The organism is Mangrovibacter yixingensis (assembly GCF_020523985.1).
GTDB lineage: Bacteria > Pseudomonadota > Gammaproteobacteria > Enterobacterales > Enterobacteriaceae > Mangrovibacter > Mangrovibacter yixingensis.
The window spans coordinates 166,740-183,901 of the sequence record NZ_JAIVKM010000006.1; the positions used below are offsets into that span (position 1 = coordinate 166,740).

Genomic DNA, 17,162 nt, shown 5'->3' on the forward strand with positions numbered 1-17,162 from the left:
ACTGGTATTATCAGGATATACATTAAGGTATAGCATGGGGGCGTGATCTGCTCATTTCAATGCTGGCTCGCACCTTTCCCGTCGTTACCCGTTTTCCGGTATACTGAGCGATTATTGTCAGACATTCTGGACTCCCGCAATCATGCTTAGTTACCGCCACAGCTTTCACGCTGGCAACCACGCCGATGTGCTAAAACACACGGTTCAAAGCCTCATCATTGAATCGCTTAAAGAAAAAGAAAAACCTTTCCTGTACCTGGATACCCACGCCGGAGCTGGGCGCTATTTGCTTAGCAGTGAACAGGCGGAGCGCACAGGTGAATACCTGGAAGGGATTGCCCGCGTTTGGGATTGCCCGGATTTGCCTGAAGCCATGGCACCCTATATCAACGTGGTACGCCAGCTGAATACCAACGGCAACCTGCGCTATTACCCAGGCTCCCCACTGATTGCCCGTGAGTTACTGCGCCCACAGGACAGCCTGCAACTGACAGAGCTGCATCCCAGCGATTACCCATTATTACGCACAGAATTCAGCAAAGATGAGCGTGCGCGAGTTGCACGCAGCGATGGTTACCAGCAACTGAAAGCAAAATTGCCACCTGTTTCGCGCCGTGGTCTGGTACTTATAGACCCGCCTTACGAAATTAAAACGGATTACCAGGCAGTGGTGGAAGGTATTGCCGAAGGCTACAAACGCTTCGCCACCGGGGTGTACGCGTTGTGGTACCCGGTAGTACTGCGCCAGCAAATTAAACGCATGGTTCACGCTTTGGAAGAAACCGGCATTCGCCGTATTTTGCAAATCGAGCTGGCTGTGCGCCCGGATAACGATCATCGTGGCATGACAGCCTCAGGTATGATAGTGATAAACCCGCCGTGGAAACTGGAAGCGCAAATGGCAGAAATTCTGCCCTGGCTTCATGGCAAACTGGTGCCGGAAGGGACTGGTCACACGGCACTGAACTGGATTGTGCCCGAGTAATCACTGATTGGAGTGATTGGTGGCATCATTGCGGGTCCAAACGGATACTGTTGGCCTGTTTTCACTGCGCAGGCATAACCGCGCACTAAACTAAGGAACCCCATGAGCAAACATTACGACTACATCGCGATCGGCGGCGGCAGCGGCGGTATCGCATCCATTAACCGCGCCGCTATGTACGGCCAGAAATGTGCACTGATTGAAGCAAAAGCGTTGGGCGGAACATGTGTGAACGTGGGTTGTGTTCCCAAAAAAGTGATGTGGCACGCCGCGCAAATCGCAGAAGCCATTCACCAGTACGGCCCGGATTATGGGTTTGATACCACAGTGAATAATTTCGACTGGCAAAAACTCCTTGCCAGCCGTAGTGCTTATATTGACCGTATTCATGCCGCTTACGACTCGGGTTTATCAAAAAACAAAGTCGATGTAATTCATGGCTTTGCCCGTTTTGTTGATGCCAAAACCGTCGAGGTCAATGGCGAAACTTACACGGCAGACCACATTCTGATTGCCACAGGTGGCCGCCCAAGTTATCCAGAAATTCCAGGCGTAGAATACGGTATTGATTCCAACGGGTTCTTTGAGCTTGAAGCCCTGCCAAAACGGGTTGCCGTGGTGGGTGCCGGCTATATTGCCGTGGAAATTGCCGGTGTGCTGAACGGCCTGGGGGCTGAAACCCACCTGTTTGTACGTAAACACGCACCACTGCGCAGCTTTGACCCGACTATTGTGGAAACTTTAGTTGAAGTGATGGCCGCAGAAGGGCCGCAACTGCACACCCAGGCCATTCCCAAATCGGTACAGAAAAACAGCGATGGCAGCCTGACACTGCACCTTGAAGATGGCCGCAGTTGCGAAGTTGACTGCCTGATTTGGGCCATTGGCCGTGAACCAGCGACAGATACATTTAATCTGGCCGTTACTGGCGTGGAAACCGATGCTAAAGGCTACATTAAAGTGGATAAATGGCAGAACACCAATGTGCCGGGTATCTATGCTGTGGGCGATAACACCGGCCATGTCGAACTGACACCCGTTGCCGTTGCCGCTGGCCGCCGCCTGTCTGAGCGCTTGTTTAACAACAAGCCCGATGAGCACCTGGATTACACCAATGTGCCTACCGTTGTGTTCAGTCACCCGCCAATTGGTACTGTGGGTTTAACCGAGCCACAGGCGCGTGAGCAATATGGCGACGACCAGGTGAAAGTGTATAAATCCGGTTTCACCGCCATGTATACCGCAGTAACACAACACCGCCAGCCGTGCCGCATGAAGTTAGTCTGTGTGGGCCCGGAAGAAAAAATCGTGGGTATTCATGGCATTGGTTTTGGTATGGATGAAATCCTGCAAGGCTTCGCCGTCGCCCTGAAAATGGGTGCCACCAAGCAAGACTTTGATAACACTGTTGCGATTCACCCAACGGCGTCGGAAGAGTTTGTGACGATGCGTTAATCTCGCATTCTCGCCAGTTTCACACTGGACTGAAAAATAAAACGCCAGGTCATCAGCTACCTGGCGTTTTTATTGCGCAACAACCCGCGTGAGAAAACTTCCCACGCTATGCGCACCCATTACTGGCACAAATGCTTCGCATGCCAGGCGATATGCTCACCAACAAACGTGGAGATAAAGTAGTAACTATGGTCATACCCGCCCTGCAGGCGAATCGTATGCGGCTGGTTTTGCTGCTCACAGGCGGTTTTTAACAGCCCGGTTTTCAGTTGCTCTTCATAGAAGTTATCGCCCAGCCCCTGATCCACCAGTAGGTCTTTCACCCGGTGGCCGCTGTTGATTAACGCCACTGCGTCATACTGTTGCCAGGCTGCCCGGTCTTCCCCCAGGTAGGCGGAGAAAGCTTTCTCACCCCAGGGAACCTGGGTGGGTGCAACAATGGGCGCAAAAGCAGACACACTGCAAAAGGCTTGCGGGTTACGTAATGCCAGCACTAACGCACCATGCCCACCCATTGAGTGACCAAACACACTGCGTTTATCTACTACCGGGAAGGAAGCCAGCACCAGAGCATGCAGTTCATTCAGCACATAGTCATACATCTGGTAATGGGGCTTCCAGGGTGACTCGGTCGCGTTGAGGTAAAACCCGGCGCCTTGCCCTAAATCCCAGGCGGCATCATCGGCAACGTCTTCACCGCGGGGGCTGGTATCGGGTGCCACCAGCACCACGCCATGCTCAGCGGCATAACGCTGTGCGCCAGCCTTGGTAATAAAATTCTGCTCATTGCATGTCAGCCCGGAGAGCCAGTACAGCACCGGGCAGGGGGCTTTGCTTGCCTGTGGGGGCACAAATACCGCGAACTGCATGGCACAACTCAGTGTGTTTGACTCATGGCGCCACACTTGCTGTAAACCGCCACACACCCAGTGTTCTTCTACTTTTTGCATCCGGTTTCTCCTGTTTCCGTGATGTCAGCAGCCAGCGGGTGGCTGTTCACCGCCCGCAAGGCTGGTGCATTAATCGTAATGAATAACAGAACGGATGGATTTCCCTTCGTGCATCAAGTCGAAAGCCGTGTTGATTTCATCCAGCGGCATCGTGTGGGTGACAAACGGTTTCAGTGCGATTTTACCGCGCATGGCATCTTCAACCATGCCAGGCAACTGGCTGCGCCCTTTCACACCACCAAAGGCTGAGCCTTTCCATTGACGGCCAGTAACTAACTGGAATGGGCGAGTAGAGATCTCCTGGCCTGCGCCAGCCACACCAATAATCACAGACTGGCCCCAGCCACGGTGCGCACTTTCCAGCGCAGCACGCATCACTTTCACGTTACCAATACATTCAAAAGAGTGATCAACACCCCAGCCAGTCATCTCAATGATCACTTCCTGGATGGGCTTATCATAATCGTTAGGGTTGATGCACTCAGTAGCACCGAACTCTTTGGCCAGCTCGAATTTTGACGGGTTGGTATCAATAGCGATAATCCGCCCTGCTTGCGCCTGACGAGCACCCTGCAGAACCGCAAGGCCGATACCGCCCAGGCCAAACACCGCCACAGAATCACCTGGCTGAACTTTAGCCGTGTTATGTACGGCACCAATCCCGGTGGTAACACCACAACCTAACAGGCATACCTGCTCATGGTTGGCCTGCGGGTTAATTTTTGCGAGGGAAACTTCAGCCACAACAGTGTACTCACTGAATGTGGAGCACCCCATGTAGTGATAAACCGGTTCGCCGTTGTAGGAAAAACGAGTAGTGCCATCTGGCATCAGCCCTTTCCCCTGAGTGGCGCGCACAGCGGTACACAGGTTGGTTTTACCGGATTTACAGAATAGGCACTCGCCACATTCTGCGGTGTACAGTGGAATAACGTGGTCGCCAGGCTGCACACTGGTCACCCCTTCACCCACTTCAACCACTACACCAGCACCTTCGTGGCCCAGCACGACCGGGAAAACCCCTTCTGGATCATCACCAGAAAGCGTAAAGGCATCGGTATGGCAAACGCCGGTATGGGTAATTTTGATCATCACTTCGCCTGCACGCGGTGGAGCAACATCCAGCTCAACAATTTCCAGCGGTTTACCAGGACCAAAAGCAACAGCGGCACGAGATTTCATGTAGGAACTCCACTTATCAAAAAGGCACAGCGTAGCGCTGCAAAGCAGCCCGGATGTCGTTATTAATGGCTGCGACACAAGAAAGGATAGCCAGGCTATCGCATGATGGGATGAGTATAGAACATATACCCCTACCGGGTATATACATTACAAGAAAAGCAGTAACAAAAAGAATACAAGCTACTTATATTAAAAAGAATATTATTTAAAATAGGAGCGAACCAGCTTTGCCAGCTCATCAATATCGGCCCCATTCTCACTCTCTTCGCGCAGTTTCCCGGCAAACTCTTCACGAATATAGCTGTCCAGAATTTCAGCCATCAGGCTGTTCATCGCACCACGTACAGCGGCCATCTGCATCAGTATTGGTGCGCAGTCGGTACCTGCTTCCAGTGAGCGTTGAATGCCTTCGCACTGCCCCTGAATACGCTTAATACGGTTAAGAGCACGTTTTTTATCTTCAGGTGAATGTGGCACAGGCACTCCTATACGGGATGGGGGTATATTGAATGTAGTCTATCACGGAAATAGTGACCAGCGGGTTTTCTATTCATACCAGAAATAAAAAGAGGCGCGATGCTGCGCCCATTGGTTGCCGGGCGCATCGCTACTAACGGTGCCGCCACTGAATGGATGCTGGCAAGCGTCGCTGGTGTGGTGTTGGTTCCTGGCTATCCACTAACTGCGTGATCATTTCAAAACAGTCAACGGCCAGTTGGCGGCAATCCTGTTGAATGGTATCGATGCGCACGGAAAGGGAATCATACAGGTAGTGGTCATCGAAACTGGCCAGGTAAATATCGCTGTCCAGCAAATTATGCTGGCTCATATAGCGAAGTACCCCTTCAAGCAAACCACAAGCGGCAACGAACAAGGCCTTCGGTGGCCTTCCCAGCCGGGCACACAGCGTGGCAAACATTTCATAACCGCTGCTGGGGTGGTAATTACCGTGAATAATCCATTCCGGGCGTAATTCAACACCCGCCTGTTCCAACCCTTTGCAAAAACCTTCAAGCCGGTCTTTGGTTGGCGATAAACGTGGCTGCCCGCCAAGGAAGTAAAACTCATCGGCATACTTACCTGCCACCCGGCCAATCAACTCTGCTGTAGGCGAGACTGAATCGGTCATTACCAGTGGCAAGGTGGTGTCACTCATATGGCGGTCAAACAATACAACCGGTAACTGCTCACTCAGTTTTTGGTAATCCGCATCGTTGAGCATGCTGGAAGCCACAATGATGCCATCCACCTGGCGAGCCACCAGGTTGCTGACCACCACCGCTTCCTGGCCAGGGTTTTCATCGGTACAGGAGATAAGCAACTGTAACCCGGCTTCACGGCACAAGGTTTCCAGTTCATAAGAAAAAACAGCAAAGCCGTAGTTGGTGATTTCCGGTACTACCAGGCCCAGGGTGTGGCTGCGGCTGTCACGTAGCAAGCGGGCATGGATGCTGGGCTGGTAATGGTGTTGTTGGGCAACAGACAGCACACGTTCACGCGTTTCTTGTGCAACACGTAACTCCTTGCCCCGTCCATTGAGTACCAGGCTGGCGGTCGCTTTCGAGACACCCGCCAGGCTGGCAATATCACTAATGGTAATGCGTTTGGTTTTTCTCACGGCAGCGAATTGGTTGATGTAAAACCCTATTCTACCATGCAGGCGCGTAACGACCAGTAGCGAGCCTGCAGTTCTGCTTCTCCGGAAAAAGAGAGTGTGGCAGGCTGTGCAGGGAAATAACGGCTACTCATTACGCCTTCACCCTGGTTAATAAAAATCTCAATGCTTGAATGGTCACACAGAATCTGCAACCCGGTGGCTGCGCCATTCCAGTAACGGTACTGCCACTCACCATTTTCCAGGCTACGCCGGGCCAGGCGCAATTCAACATCATTCCAGCTCAGCACCAGGTCGTCATTGCCAAAATGCAGGGTGGCACTCTTCCCTGGGGCACGGGCCAACAACATTTCCAGCCGCTCTGCAGGAATTTCTGGGGCCTGCGACGCCTGCCCGTGCCAGTTATGTTCCGTTTCACGCAGCATCTGCAATTCAGTGACTGGCTGTTGGTATAACCGCCCCTGCTTCAGAGAAAGCTGGCGCAGGCAGGTCATCTGGTGGATCCACCCTTGTTTTATGGTGGGCTGGCGCATTTCTTCACCGTCCGGCACGCCCATCCAGCCAATTAACAACCGCCGCCCGTCTTCCGCCAGTGCAGTTTGTGGGGCATAGAACTCAAAACCAGCATCCAGCTCTTCCAGCGGGCCATGCTGGAAAGATGCACTGCCAGCATGCAACGTACCGCACAACCATGCGGCTGGGTACGTATTCAGAAAGCGCTTTTCCTGCTTTGCGACACCCTGTGGACAGGCGATTAACACATCCTGCCCATCGAGGTGAAACAGATCCGGGCATTCCCACATATAACCCGCTTCGCCCAGGCCACCCAGGCCACTGCCAGCAATTTCACCGGCCAGAGCCCAGTCAGTGAGGTTACAGGAGCGGAATAACAACACTTTGCCTTGCTTGTGTTTATCCTGGGCCCCCAGCACCATGAACCAGGTTTCCCCCTGACGCCAAACTTTAGGGTCTCGCACATGGCCGGTGTACCCTTCAGGCAACGACAGTACCGGGCCGGTTTTATCAAACCCACCCTGGGCATTTTCTACCGCCAGGCACTGCCAGGCAGTACGGCTGCCGTCGTCAAACTTCACGTTACCGGTGTAGCACAGGGTTAACTTGCCTTGGTTATCCACAGCACTGCCGGAATAACAGCCACTGCGGTCATAGTCTTCACCTGGCATCAGCGCGATGGGAGCATGCTGCCAGTGCAGCAAATCCGGTGAACGCCAGTGCCCCCAGCTTTTATTCTGGTGGCTGCAACCCAGAGGGTTCCACTGGTAGAACAGGTGGTATTCACCCTGAAAATGGATAAACCCGTTTGGGTCGTTCATCAGCCCGGTGACTGGCGCAAGGTGCCAGCCCGGGTAATGCGGGTCTTTCAGTGCCCGGGGCTGGCCCTGCATAACTGCCTGCAAAAATGCAGGCAGCAGAGAAGAAGAGGTCATTATTTTGAGTCCGTTTTGTATTTCAGTAACAAGGACACCAGGAATGCACTAACAAATGCGATAGCCATCCCAATAATGTAATTGAGCAAAGAACCAGCCTGCACAATTGCCATCCCCGGCAGCCCGGTCAGGCCTACAGCGGTCATATAAACATGCACGGAGACTACCCAGGCACCACCCAGCGCACCGCCAATTAACCCGGCAATAAACGGCTTCACAAAACGCAGGTTAATACCAAAGATAGCCGCTTCGGTAATCCCCAGGATAGCGGAAAAAGCAGAAGGAAGTGTGATGGCTTTAATTTTTGCATCGCGGGTTTTAAACCACACTGCAAGGCACGCCCCGCCCTGAGCTACATTGGACATCGCCCAAATGGGCAACAGGAAGTTCACCCCAACAGACGGGTCGCCTAACAGGCCAGCTTCAATCGCGTGGAAACTGTGGTGAATACCGGTAATAACGATGATGGAATAGAGCCCACCGAACAGTAAACCGGCCAGCCACCCGGCATGGGTTATCAGGGTACTGAGGACGAAAGTAATACCGTCACCCAGGGCGCGGCCTGCAGGGCCGATAAGCAACAGCGCAACAAAACCCGAGATAATCACGGTCAGGAAGGGCGTGAGAATGAGATCCAGTGCATCTGGAATCACCCGGCGTAACTGTTTCTCCAGCATACTCATAAACCATACTGCCAGCAGTACCGGGAACACGGTGCCCTGGTAGCCAATCATGGCAATTTCAAGGCCGAAGAAGTTCATGGTATGGAAACCGGCAGCCACACCCCAGGCATTGGTGAGCGCCGGGTGAGTCAGTATCCCACCAAGGGTTGCCCCCAGATACGGGTTGCCGCCAAATTCACGGGCTGCGGTAAAACCTATCAAAATCGGCAGAATGATAAAGGCGGCAGAGCTGAACATATCCAGCATGATATACAGCGCGTTATCGGGCTGTACCCAGCCGTAGGTTTTCACCATCCCCAGAAGCCCCATCAACAAACCTGAAGCGACAATGGCCGGGATGATAGGCACAAAAATATTGGATAACAGGCGGGCAATACGCTGGAAAGGATTCAACTTTCTGGCGGCCAGTGTCGCGGCTTCCGATTTGCTGGATTCACTGACTCCGGCAACGACAACAAATGCGGCATAAACCTTGTTGACTACCCCAGTACCAAAGATTATCTGCAACTGACCGGCATTGCGAAAACACCCTTTTACACCGTCAATTTTTTCAATTGCGGATGTATCTGCTTTGGCGTCATCAGCCAGAACCAGACGCAGGCGTGTTGCGCAATGGGCCGCGCTGGCGATATTTTCCTTGCCGCCGATCAAGGGTAATAACGACCGGGCAATCTGTTCAAAGTCCATGATGACCTCTGTGTTTATTGTTGTTAATCGTGGTTTAAGGCCTTCAGGCTGAGTGCCATCCCGAAGGCCCATGCCTGTCAGAACCAGGTTTCCATCTGTACGCCGAAGTTCCATTCACCACCGGCGGTAAATCCATTGCTGCCAAAGCTGTCGCTGCTGGAGTAGTTATCCAGGCGATGATCCCAGTCCATCCAGGTTGCGAACAGGCGCAATTCAGGACGTTTGAGGAACTCACCCACATCACTGGCTTTCAGCGTTGGTGCCACTGTCAGTTTGTAGAAGTTGCCACTTACTGCATTACGGCTGTTATAGCCTTGCGGGCGTAAGTCCATGTACTGGTAAGTCGTTTCATACTGCATTTCAAAGTTTTGGGTAATTTCCTGAATAAAGCGCAGGTTCAGTGTGGCCCACTGGTAGCTGTCGCCTTTGACATAACGGTCTTTACTGGTTTGCGCCAGCACCGCAGGCGCAACATGCCAGCCATCACCCAAAGGTGTCATCCCGTAACTTGCCAGCCGCCAGGTATTGGCTTCTGGCAACAACGCACCGTCAGCCCCGATGGTTTTCACTTCCGCACCCAGGCCGTGGCCGTACAACAATGCCGTTTTGGATGTGCCATCACGCAGGCCGTAGAAGCTGTCGTTATGCAACCCCAGTAACGCGTGGACACCGGTATTGGCGGCGTCTTTCTTCACCAGGTTATCGTCAATATCGCGCCGTTCATCATTGTCTTTTGCCCGCATACCGCTAACCATTAACTGCACCGGGCCCATATAGTTATTCAGGGTCAGGATATAGTTCTGTGCGGTGTTTTCGCTGTTCTCGATATCGCCGAAGGTACGGCCATACAACGAGAAGTTACTCCGCGCATTGTCGCTCCATGCCATGTCATAAATACCGGCACCGGTCCCGGCCAGGAACACGACATCTGAGTCAATCCAGTGGATGTCAAAGTTATCGCGGTCAAAGCGTTTACCGGCCCACACCGTGCTGTCTTTGAACGCACCACTGAACGTGGGCAAATGGCCGAGTTCGGTAAAGGCCTGGCGCACGTTGAGGTCGCTGGAAGAGGCGGTCCAGTCGTTATAGGTTCTTTGCCCGTCTGCCAGCATCACTTTAAAGCGAGTGGTTGCGCCATTGGCCAGGGTCTGCTTGTGTTCCAGGTTCATTTCCAGGTAGGTGTCTGGTTCATTACCAAGACGCCCTACATGCCCACCCGTTTCCCCGGCTGGCGTAAAGGTTGGGCCACCCTGGGTTTTCGCAGCCGAATCGTTCATCAACAAACCGGAACGTGCATAACCATGAAATTCAAAGCCATCACTGGCATTGTTTTTTTCTTCCAGCCGGGCGGTACGCTGCTCTGTTTGTTGAGCAACCGCCTGAGCCTGCACAACTGTTGCCTGGGTTTTTTGTTGGGTTGCCGCCAGGTTTTTCACCTGTTGTTCTGCGGCTTCCGCCCGGTGTTCAGCAATATCTGCACGGTGTTCTGCCGCTTGTAACCGCTGCTCCATTGCAGCAAGCCGTGCTTCAATGCTGGTTAAGTCAGTATCGGCAAAGGCGGTCTGGGAGCCGATCAGCAAGCCAATGCTTATTGCAAGAATGCTTTTTTTCATCATGGTGAGGCTTTCCTGAAAGAGAGGTATCATCATTTTTTGCTAACTTGCTAAACCGGTTTAGGCCTGAATCATAATCATGTAAGAATTTGCCATGCAACAAATTCTGCTAAACCGTTTTAGTCATTGTGACAAGCCTCGCAAATCGGGCTGGTTGGCAGCCCGTAACATTTTCAGGAAAACCAGGATCAGAGGCTCTGCTGGAAGGGTAATGCGGTCATAGCCCCTTTGGCGGTTGTTGCCAGGGCGCCGCAACGCTGCGCTGTTGCCATTAGTGGTGCCAGTTGTGGCATCTGTTGCGGGAAACCATCGCGTGCCAGCCCCCACAGTAGCCCGGCAACAAACGCATCACCTGCACCAGTGGTATCAATACTGTCCACAACCTGGGCAGGGTAATGCTGAACTTCCCCCCGGAGGCAGGCTACAACACCAGCCCGGCCCTGAGTCACCAGTAGTAGCGGAATGTGGTAATACTCAGCCAGTGCTTCCAGGCTTGCAGGTGCGCCGGGTGAACCCAGCATAAATGCCAGTTCTTCTTCTGAAAGCTTAACCACATCGGCCAGTGCTAACGCTTTACTCAGGCAGTCGCGTAATAAAGCCGGGTCAGACCACAAGTCTTCACGAATATTGGGATCAAAGCTAACTTTCCCTCCTGCCTGGCGAATTTGCGCCATTGCCGCAAATGCTGTGCTACGGCTGGGCTCAGCGGAAAGTGCAATGGAACACAGGTGTAGCCACTCACCACCAGCCATCACCGGTAAATTCCCCTGCAAGAGGAAAAGATCGGCGCTCGGCCTGACCATAAACGTAAAAGTGCGCTCGCCCTGCTCATCCAGAGCAACTACAACGGTTGAAGTGCGTTGTTGTGGGTCGAATGTGAGGTACTGGGTATCAACTTGTTCTGCCTGCAGCGTTTGCGCCATAAAATGGCCAAAGGGATCATCACCTACCCGGCCAATGAAAGCACTGCGCCCGCCAAGCCTGGCAATGCCCACCGCAACGTTGGCAGGCGCACCACCCGGGCACTGTAATAAATGCCCTGCTCCATCAGGCAACAGGTCTACAACCGCATCGCCCAGCACCCATACTTTTCCAGACATGTTTTATCCTCATAAACTGTGCTGGCTAAACATTAAATTAAACCGGTTTAGCAAATCAATTCATTTTTAGTGAGGCCTGCCAGCAGAGTTAACTGAACATCATGAGCATTCAAGGAAGTGGAAACACAGTAAGCAGCGAAGCGTGCTATTCACACGCCTCACCAGAGAGTAGAAATTACCGAATGGTATCGTAAATTTGTTCATGAATATCTGACCACTTAACAGAACCACCCACGCCTGATCTTTCACGTTGCAGTGCCTGAAGCCATGCCTCGCGCTCCTGCTCTACAACATCACTTTGCCAGCAGAAGGTTTCCAGGAAGGTTTTACGCATAGAGGTTAGCGATTCTCCCCGCGCCATCGCATCACTGATGGTGCTAATCATCCGGCGGCACGGTTCTGGCTCATCCATTTGCGAGCGAAAATTGATTAACAGCTCCAACATGTCGCGCTGGTCTTTTGCCAGTGGTTGCTCAGCCCATGAAGCCTGCCAGGTCATCCCCCCTTCAAGAAACCGCCGAACAACTTTGCGGTCACCGCGCACAATAGCCGAACGGAAGTTTTCCCGTGTCCAGTCTATACCCTGGTGTTGTAGCTCCAGACGTGGGCCGGTGACATCGCCAGAAGGCGCGTTTTTCATAAAGCCCACGTAGCGCTCGCCCATCAGCTTGCCATCGTTCGGGTTATCACGGTTTAGATGGGTAAGCAGATAAATCCCCACCCCCAGTATTGCCACCAGCGCAACCGCGACAGCAGACCACAATACTGTCGCCAGCAAGTTGACTGGCTCAGATGCAACATCCGGGGCTTTGTATTGCTCTTTTTGCAGGCTGTCCTGCACTGTTCCGGTATCTTCTCCGTTCTTTTGGAAGAACTGCCCAAGCTCTGCCGGGTCGGCATGTTGAAAGGCGGAAGGGTCCACCTTTGTACGGCCTTCACGGTATGCCTTCTGTACCGGCTCAGTAATTTCATGCACATAATTTTCCAGCAAGGCAAGCTGGACGGCTGACAAAGGCTGGCGAGCGACCACCTGGTTGCGCATCAGGCGGATTTCATCAAGAAATGCCTGTAATGTTTTGCGCTGGTCCACCAAAAACCCCTGGGAAGATGCATTAAAAACCGAGGCATAAAACCGGTTAAATTCCCGTTTATCCACCAACACAGACGCCAGTTCGCTGAACATCAGCCCACTAATAATATCGCCCTTTTCTCCCTGTGACTGGCTGCGTTTCACGGCACTCACACCCAGCAACGTCGTCAGATGCGTGGAGAGTTTCACTTTGTCCGGCCAGGCACGGTTTATTAGCTGGCGTAATGTGAGTTCCACTGCGCGAATCTGGGCCTTCCCCTTAAACTGGCTTTCTGCATCGCTGGCAGGTAAAGACGCCGTCCATTTCAATGCGGGTTGCTTCTCGCGCATTTTCTCCAGCCAGGAAACATAACGCAGGGCAGCAATCACCTGGTGCGAAGTGGCCGATTGCGCACTTTCATTGTTGGGCACCAACTGCTGGAAATGGCGCAGTAGCAGTGTGAACTGAGACATCCCGGCATCGTTAAGCTTCAGGCGCTTACCGATTTCCGCCCAACTCCCCAGGCTGGCGCGCGCCTGCTCCAGCTGTTCAAAAAACCACTCAGGGCCACTACCAGCCTGGGGGGTGTAATTCAACAAAGCGAGGATTTGCATCGCCGCTTCGTCAGAAATTGCCAGGCAGCTTCCGAGTGTGTTTTGCAGCGCTTGTGGGGATGGGGTTGTCATATTCGTCCTTATTTTAAAACCATGGCCCAAGAGAGGCTTAAATAAGGGTTATCGGTATTTATTCAGGTTTATTCAGCTTCAAACGGAAAAACTGTGGCACCAAGAGCACTATTTGTGATGGGCAGAGCAGCACCGTGTTGAAATATCACCAGAAACATGGAAGAAGAAGTAACATGCCTTTCACCAACCCTCAGGAAAAAGGTGCATTCGCTATGCCATATTCCCCTTCTGAAACGCTGGTACTTACTACGCCCAGGCTAATGATGCGGCAATTAAATGCTGCCGACTGGCCATTTTACTTGTCCCTGCAATCCCATCCGGCAGTAATGAAATTTATTAGTGACCCCAGGGCTGAAGAAGATATTCGGGCAGGTTTTGAATCCCGCCTGCCCGTGTGGCAACCAGGCAGCCAACACTGGTTGTGCCTTGTGATTACGCATCAGGCGTCAGGCCAACCCATTGGGCTTACCGGCTTTTTACCTGGTGGGGAAACGCAGGCCGAGGTGGGTTTTATGCTAAGCCCGGACTGGCATGGGCAGGGTTTTGGCTATGAATCACTTCTGGCAGTGGTGAAATACGGGTTTACGACTCTGCGGTTACACAAGCTGACCGCAACGGTTACTGCGGGTAACCAGGGGAGCCGGGCATTATTAGAAAAAGCAGGATTTCACCTTGAAGACACTTTGCGGGAAAGCTACTGGCTAGGTGGTGAATGGCGGGATGACTGGCTTTTTAGATTGCTGGCACAAGAGGCAGCCCTCTGAGTATTACGCCAGAGGGCAGTGCCATTAATTACAAGTACATACCGCCAGAAACTTCAATGCGTTGCGCAGTCATCCAGCTTAATGAATCACTCAGTAGAGCAACAATCGCATCACCAATATCATCGGGCAACCCTACCCGGCCAAGCGCTGTCTGGCTGGCAATAAACCGGTTCATATCGCTGTTATCGCGCACACTGCCACCTTCAAAGTCGGTTTCAATCGCACCAGGTGCAATACAGTTAACACGAATACGGCGCGGCCCCAGTTCTTTCGCCATATAGCGGGTCAGCACTTCTATCCCGCCTTTCATCGTGGCATAAGCGGAATAGCCAGGTACGGAAAAACGTGCCAGCCCACTGGAAACATTCAAAATAGCGCCACCATCACGAATAACCGGTAACAGCGCCTGGCTCAGGAAAAAAGGGCCTTTCAAATGCAGTGCCATCAACCCATCAAAAACGGCTTCGCTAAACTCACCAAAGGGCGCGCTACTGCCGGTTCCGGCATTGTTGATTAAATAATCGATTTGTGAACACTGCCACTGTGAGTTCAGCGCCTCTTTAAGGATGTCAACAAAGGCAGGGAATTGAGAACTTTTGCCAACATCTAATTGAATAGCTTTAACTTTGACGCCTTTTGCTGCTATTTCCTGCAAAGTATCTTCAGCAGCCTGTTGGTTACTGTGCCAGGTAAAAATAATATCAATTCCGGCACTGGCAAGCTTCAGCGCAGCGTTTTTCCCCAGCCCACGGCTGCCACCGGTAATCAAAGCAATACGTTGTGTCATCATAAACCTCATCTTTATCTGTCATAGTGTCGAAACACAGCTTATTAGCTGCTATAAAAACAATAAAGATAATGAAATACACATCACTGTTTCATTGATAACAACAATAGAGAAAAAACATGGATAAAATTCACGCAATGCAATTGTTCCTGCGGGTTGCAGAACTCGAGAGTTTTACCCGTGCCGCAGACACACTGGGTTTGCCTAAAGGTAGTGTATCCCGCCAGATTCAGGCGCTGGAAAATCAACTGGGCACGCAATTGCTGCACCGCACAACACGCCGTGTGAGCCTGACCCAGGACGGCATGGTTTACTACGAACGTTGCCGCGATATTCTGGCGAATCTCGATGAGATGGATGGCATGTTCCAGCATGATCCACGCAGTATTAGCGGGCGCTTACGCGTGGATTTACCCGCAGATATTGCCAGTAAAGTCGTCATCCCTCGCCTGCCCGCGTTTTTACAACAGTACCCCGGTATTGAGCTGGAACTCAGTAGTAGCGACCGTCTGGTGGATGTTATTCGTGAAGGGTTCGATTGTGTATTACGGGTTGGCGGGCTGAAAGATTCCGGTCTGGTCGCTCGCCCATTGGGAAAAATGGTGGTTGTTAACTGTGCCAGCCCGGATTACCTGACGCGTTTTGGCTACCCTTCAGCGCTGGAAGACCTGAGCAACCATGCATTGATTCATTACACTGTGAACCTTGGCACACGCCCCACCGGGTTTGAATACATTGATGATAAGCAGGTGCATCAGGTAAAAACAGGCGGCATTTTGACGGTAAACAGCACCCAGGCATATAAAGATGCCTGCCTGGCTGGTCTGGGAATTATTCAGGTTCCACGGGTTGGGGTCCGGGAGTTTTTACGCCAGGGGAAATTAATTGAGATTCTTCCACAATACCGGGCAGAACCCATGCCAGTGTCCTTGATTTACCCGCATCGGCGCAACCTTTCACGCCGGGTACACTTGTTTATGAACTGGTTAAGCGAAGTTGTGAAAACCTACCTGGAACAGCCCTGAGCTATACTAGAGCCAATGAGCCCGACCGGCCGGGTTCACGCATTTAGTGATTAATTGAAGGGAAACGCATGTCTGCACCGGAAAACCGCCCAAATAATGGCGATTCATCTCACCAACAATCTTCCACGCACGCGGTAAATGGCGCTGTCGATAAAGCGATGTCGGCAGTAAACCAGGCGAGCCGCAACCCGGTGGTGGCGCACTTTCTGCGTGCGGCAGAACGCTTTAATGACCGCATGGGTAATCAGTTTGGCGCTGCTATCACCTACTTTTCTTTTTTATCGCTGATTCCTGTGCTGATGGTCTCGTTTGCAGTCGCTGGGTATGTACTGGCTTCTCATCCAACACTGTTGGAGGATATTTTTACCCGTATCCTCAATAATGTCAGTGACCCCACGCTGGCCAGCACGCTGAAAAACACCATCAGAACCGCCGTGCAACAACGCACAACCGTGGGTCTGGTTGGGTTGTTGATTGCGTTATATTCCGGGATTAACTGGATGGGTAACCTGAGAGAAGCGGTAAGGGCCCAGTCGCGGGATGTTTGGGAGCGTAATCCGCAAGATAAAGAAAAAATCTGGGTGAAGTATTTACGGGATTTCACCGCATTGACCGGGCTGATTATCGCGCTGGTCATCACACTGTTTATTACATCCGTTGCAGGTTCAGCACAAACGTTGATCATTCGCCTGTTGCACCTGGATGCGATCACCTGGCTGAAACCGGCATGGCACTTGATTGGTTTAGCCATTTCAATTTTCGCCAACTACTTGTTATTTTTCTGGATATTCTGGCGTTTACCTCGCCAACGCCCTCGCCGCAAGGCTTTGATTCGCGGTACGCTCATCGCAGCCATCGGTTTTGAAGCCTTGAAGATTATTATGACCTATACCTTGCCAAAACTGGTCAGTTCACCTTCCGGAGCAGCATTTGGTTCTGTGCTGGGCTTAATGGCATTCTTCTACTTCTTTGCCCGGCTGACACTGTTCTGTGCCGCATGGATAGCCACAGCACAATACAAAGATGATCCTCAAATGCCGGACAAATCACGAAATTAATGCTGCTTTCCCCACCATTTTTAGCAAAAAATGGCGGGCAGCCAGAAAAATAGC

The 17,162-nt window shown here is 52.1% G+C and carries 15 protein-coding genes; 5 read left to right on the plus strand and 10 right to left on the minus strand.

The features are described 5' to 3' along the window. Window positions 1–142: 142 nt before the first annotated feature. A complete protein-coding gene (locus tag LC084_RS17855; protein WP_226572547.1) occupies window positions 143–985 on the plus strand; it encodes a 23S rRNA (adenine(2030)-N(6))-methyltransferase RlmJ in 843 nt (280 codons plus the stop codon). Between the two features lie 102 nt (window positions 986–1,087). Then, window positions 1,088–2,440 carry a glutathione-disulfide reductase gene (gene gorA, locus LC084_RS17860; RefSeq protein ID WP_226572549.1) on the plus strand — a complete coding sequence of 451 codons (1,353 nt, stop codon included), beginning with the start codon at window positions 1,088–1,090 and terminating at the stop codon, window positions 2,438–2,440. A 119-nt stretch (window positions 2,441–2,559) separates the two neighbouring features. On the opposite strand, the gene fghA is transcribed toward gorA, so the two are convergent. The 9 genes from fghA to LC084_RS17905 form a co-directional block, all read right to left on the minus strand. Next, on the minus strand, window positions 2,560–3,390 hold the full coding sequence (fghA, locus tag LC084_RS17865; protein ID WP_226572551.1) for an S-formylglutathione hydrolase: 831 nt from the start codon (window positions 3,388–3,390) through the stop codon (window positions 2,560–2,562). A 69-nt stretch (window positions 3,391–3,459) separates the two neighbouring features. Further along, a complete protein-coding gene (locus tag LC084_RS17870) occupies window positions 3,460–4,572 on the minus strand; it encodes an S-(hydroxymethyl)glutathione dehydrogenase/class III alcohol dehydrogenase (RefSeq protein ID WP_110027866.1) in 1,113 nt (370 codons plus the stop codon). Window positions 4,573–4,773: 201 nt separating this feature from the next. After that, the gene (locus LC084_RS17875; RefSeq protein WP_110027867.1) at window positions 4,774–5,049 is read right to left on the minus strand and encodes a metal/formaldehyde-sensitive transcriptional repressor; all 276 of its coding nucleotides are present in this window, start codon (window positions 5,047–5,049) and stop codon (window positions 4,774–4,776) included. A gap of 133 nt (window positions 5,050–5,182) precedes the next feature. Further along, entirely contained in the window at window positions 5,183–6,190 is a 1,008-nt protein-coding gene (locus LC084_RS17880) for a substrate-binding domain-containing protein (protein ID WP_226572553.1), read from the minus strand. Window positions 6,191–6,216: 26 nt separating this feature from the next. Beyond that, window positions 6,217–7,635 carry a sucrose-6-phosphate hydrolase gene (locus tag LC084_RS17885; RefSeq protein WP_226572556.1) on the minus strand — a complete coding sequence of 473 codons (1,419 nt, stop codon included), beginning with the start codon at window positions 7,633–7,635 and terminating at the stop codon, window positions 6,217–6,219. Beyond that, complete coding sequence (locus tag LC084_RS17890) at window positions 7,635–9,005, minus strand: sucrose-specific PTS transporter subunit IIBC (protein WP_226572558.1); 1,371 nt, start codon at window positions 9,003–9,005, stop codon at window positions 7,635–7,637. The genes LC084_RS17885 and LC084_RS17890 overlap by 1 nt, the downstream gene beginning before the upstream one ends. 77 nt (window positions 9,006–9,082) lie before the next feature. Continuing rightward, window positions 9,083–10,618, minus strand: a complete 1,536-nt coding sequence (locus LC084_RS17895) for a carbohydrate porin (protein ID WP_226572690.1) — start codon at window positions 10,616–10,618, stop codon at window positions 9,083–9,085. A 188-nt stretch (window positions 10,619–10,806) separates the two neighbouring features. Continuing rightward, complete coding sequence (locus LC084_RS17900) at window positions 10,807–11,718, minus strand: aminoimidazole riboside kinase (protein WP_226572560.1); 912 nt, start codon at window positions 11,716–11,718, stop codon at window positions 10,807–10,809. A 175-nt stretch (window positions 11,719–11,893) separates the two neighbouring features. Beyond that, window positions 11,894–13,474: an STY4199 family HEPN domain-containing protein gene (locus LC084_RS17905; RefSeq protein WP_226572562.1), complete on the minus strand. Its 1,581-nt coding sequence runs from the start codon at window positions 13,472–13,474 to the stop codon at window positions 11,894–11,896. A 212-nt stretch (window positions 13,475–13,686) separates the two neighbouring features. Here LC084_RS17905 and LC084_RS17910 point away from each other — a divergent pair, with 212 nt between their 5' ends. After that, the gene (locus LC084_RS17910; protein ID WP_226572691.1) at window positions 13,687–14,238 is read left to right on the plus strand and encodes a GNAT family N-acetyltransferase; all 552 of its coding nucleotides are present in this window, start codon (window positions 13,687–13,689) and stop codon (window positions 14,236–14,238) included. A 28-nt stretch (window positions 14,239–14,266) separates the two neighbouring features. On the opposite strand, the gene LC084_RS17915 is transcribed toward LC084_RS17910, so the two are convergent. Then, window positions 14,267–15,025 (minus strand): SDR family NAD(P)-dependent oxidoreductase, encoded by a 759-nt coding sequence (locus tag LC084_RS17915; RefSeq protein WP_226572693.1) that lies wholly within the window; start codon window positions 15,023–15,025, stop codon window positions 14,267–14,269. Between the two features lie 119 nt (window positions 15,026–15,144). Between LC084_RS17915 and LC084_RS17920 the strand changes: the two genes are divergently transcribed. Then, a complete protein-coding gene (locus tag LC084_RS17920) occupies window positions 15,145–16,050 on the plus strand; it encodes a LysR family transcriptional regulator (RefSeq protein WP_226572564.1) in 906 nt (301 codons plus the stop codon). Window positions 16,051–16,208: 158 nt separating this feature from the next. Further along, entirely contained in the window at window positions 16,209–17,108 is a 900-nt protein-coding gene (gene yhjD / locus LC084_RS17925; protein ID WP_319004415.1) for an inner membrane protein YhjD, read from the plus strand. The last annotated feature ends 54 nt before the right edge of the window (window positions 17,109–17,162 follow it).

Bases quoted from the DNA above. Each gene is read 5' to 3' on its own strand.
- LC084_RS17855 (WP_226572547.1), top strand. From the start codon at position 143: ATGCTTAGTTACCGCCACAGCTTTCACGCTGGCAACCACGCCGATGTG.
- gorA (WP_226572549.1), top strand. From the start codon at position 1,088: ATGAGCAAACATTACGACTACATCGCGATCGGCGGCGGCAGCGGCGGT.
- fghA (WP_226572551.1), bottom strand. From the start codon at position 3,390: ATGCAAAAAGTAGAAGAACACTGGGTGTGTGGCGGTTTACAGCAAGTG.
- LC084_RS17870 (WP_110027866.1), bottom strand. From the start codon at position 4,572: ATGAAATCTCGTGCCGCTGTTGCTTTTGGTCCTGGTAAACCGCTGGAA.
- LC084_RS17885 (WP_226572556.1), bottom strand. From the start codon at position 7,635: ATGACCTCTTCTTCTCTGCTGCCTGCATTTTTGCAGGCAGTTATGCAG.
- LC084_RS17890 (WP_226572558.1), bottom strand. From the start codon at position 9,005: ATGGACTTTGAACAGATTGCCCGGTCGTTATTACCCTTGATCGGCGGC.
- LC084_RS17895 (WP_226572690.1), bottom strand. From the start codon at position 10,618: ATGAAAAAAAGCATTCTTGCAATAAGCATTGGCTTGCTGATCGGCTCC.
- LC084_RS17900 (WP_226572560.1), bottom strand. From the start codon at position 11,718: ATGTCTGGAAAAGTATGGGTGCTGGGCGATGCGGTTGTAGACCTGTTG.
- LC084_RS17905 (WP_226572562.1), bottom strand. From the start codon at position 13,474: ATGACAACCCCATCCCCACAAGCGCTGCAAAACACACTCGGAAGCTGC.
- LC084_RS17910 (WP_226572691.1), top strand. From the start codon at position 13,687: ATGCCATATTCCCCTTCTGAAACGCTGGTACTTACTACGCCCAGGCTA.
- LC084_RS17915 (WP_226572693.1), bottom strand. From the start codon at position 15,025: ATGACACAACGTATTGCTTTGATTACCGGTGGCAGCCGTGGGCTGGGG.
- LC084_RS17920 (WP_226572564.1), top strand. From the start codon at position 15,145: ATGGATAAAATTCACGCAATGCAATTGTTCCTGCGGGTTGCAGAACTC.
- yhjD (WP_319004415.1), top strand. From the start codon at position 16,209: ATGTCGGCAGTAAACCAGGCGAGCCGCAACCCGGTGGTGGCGCACTTT.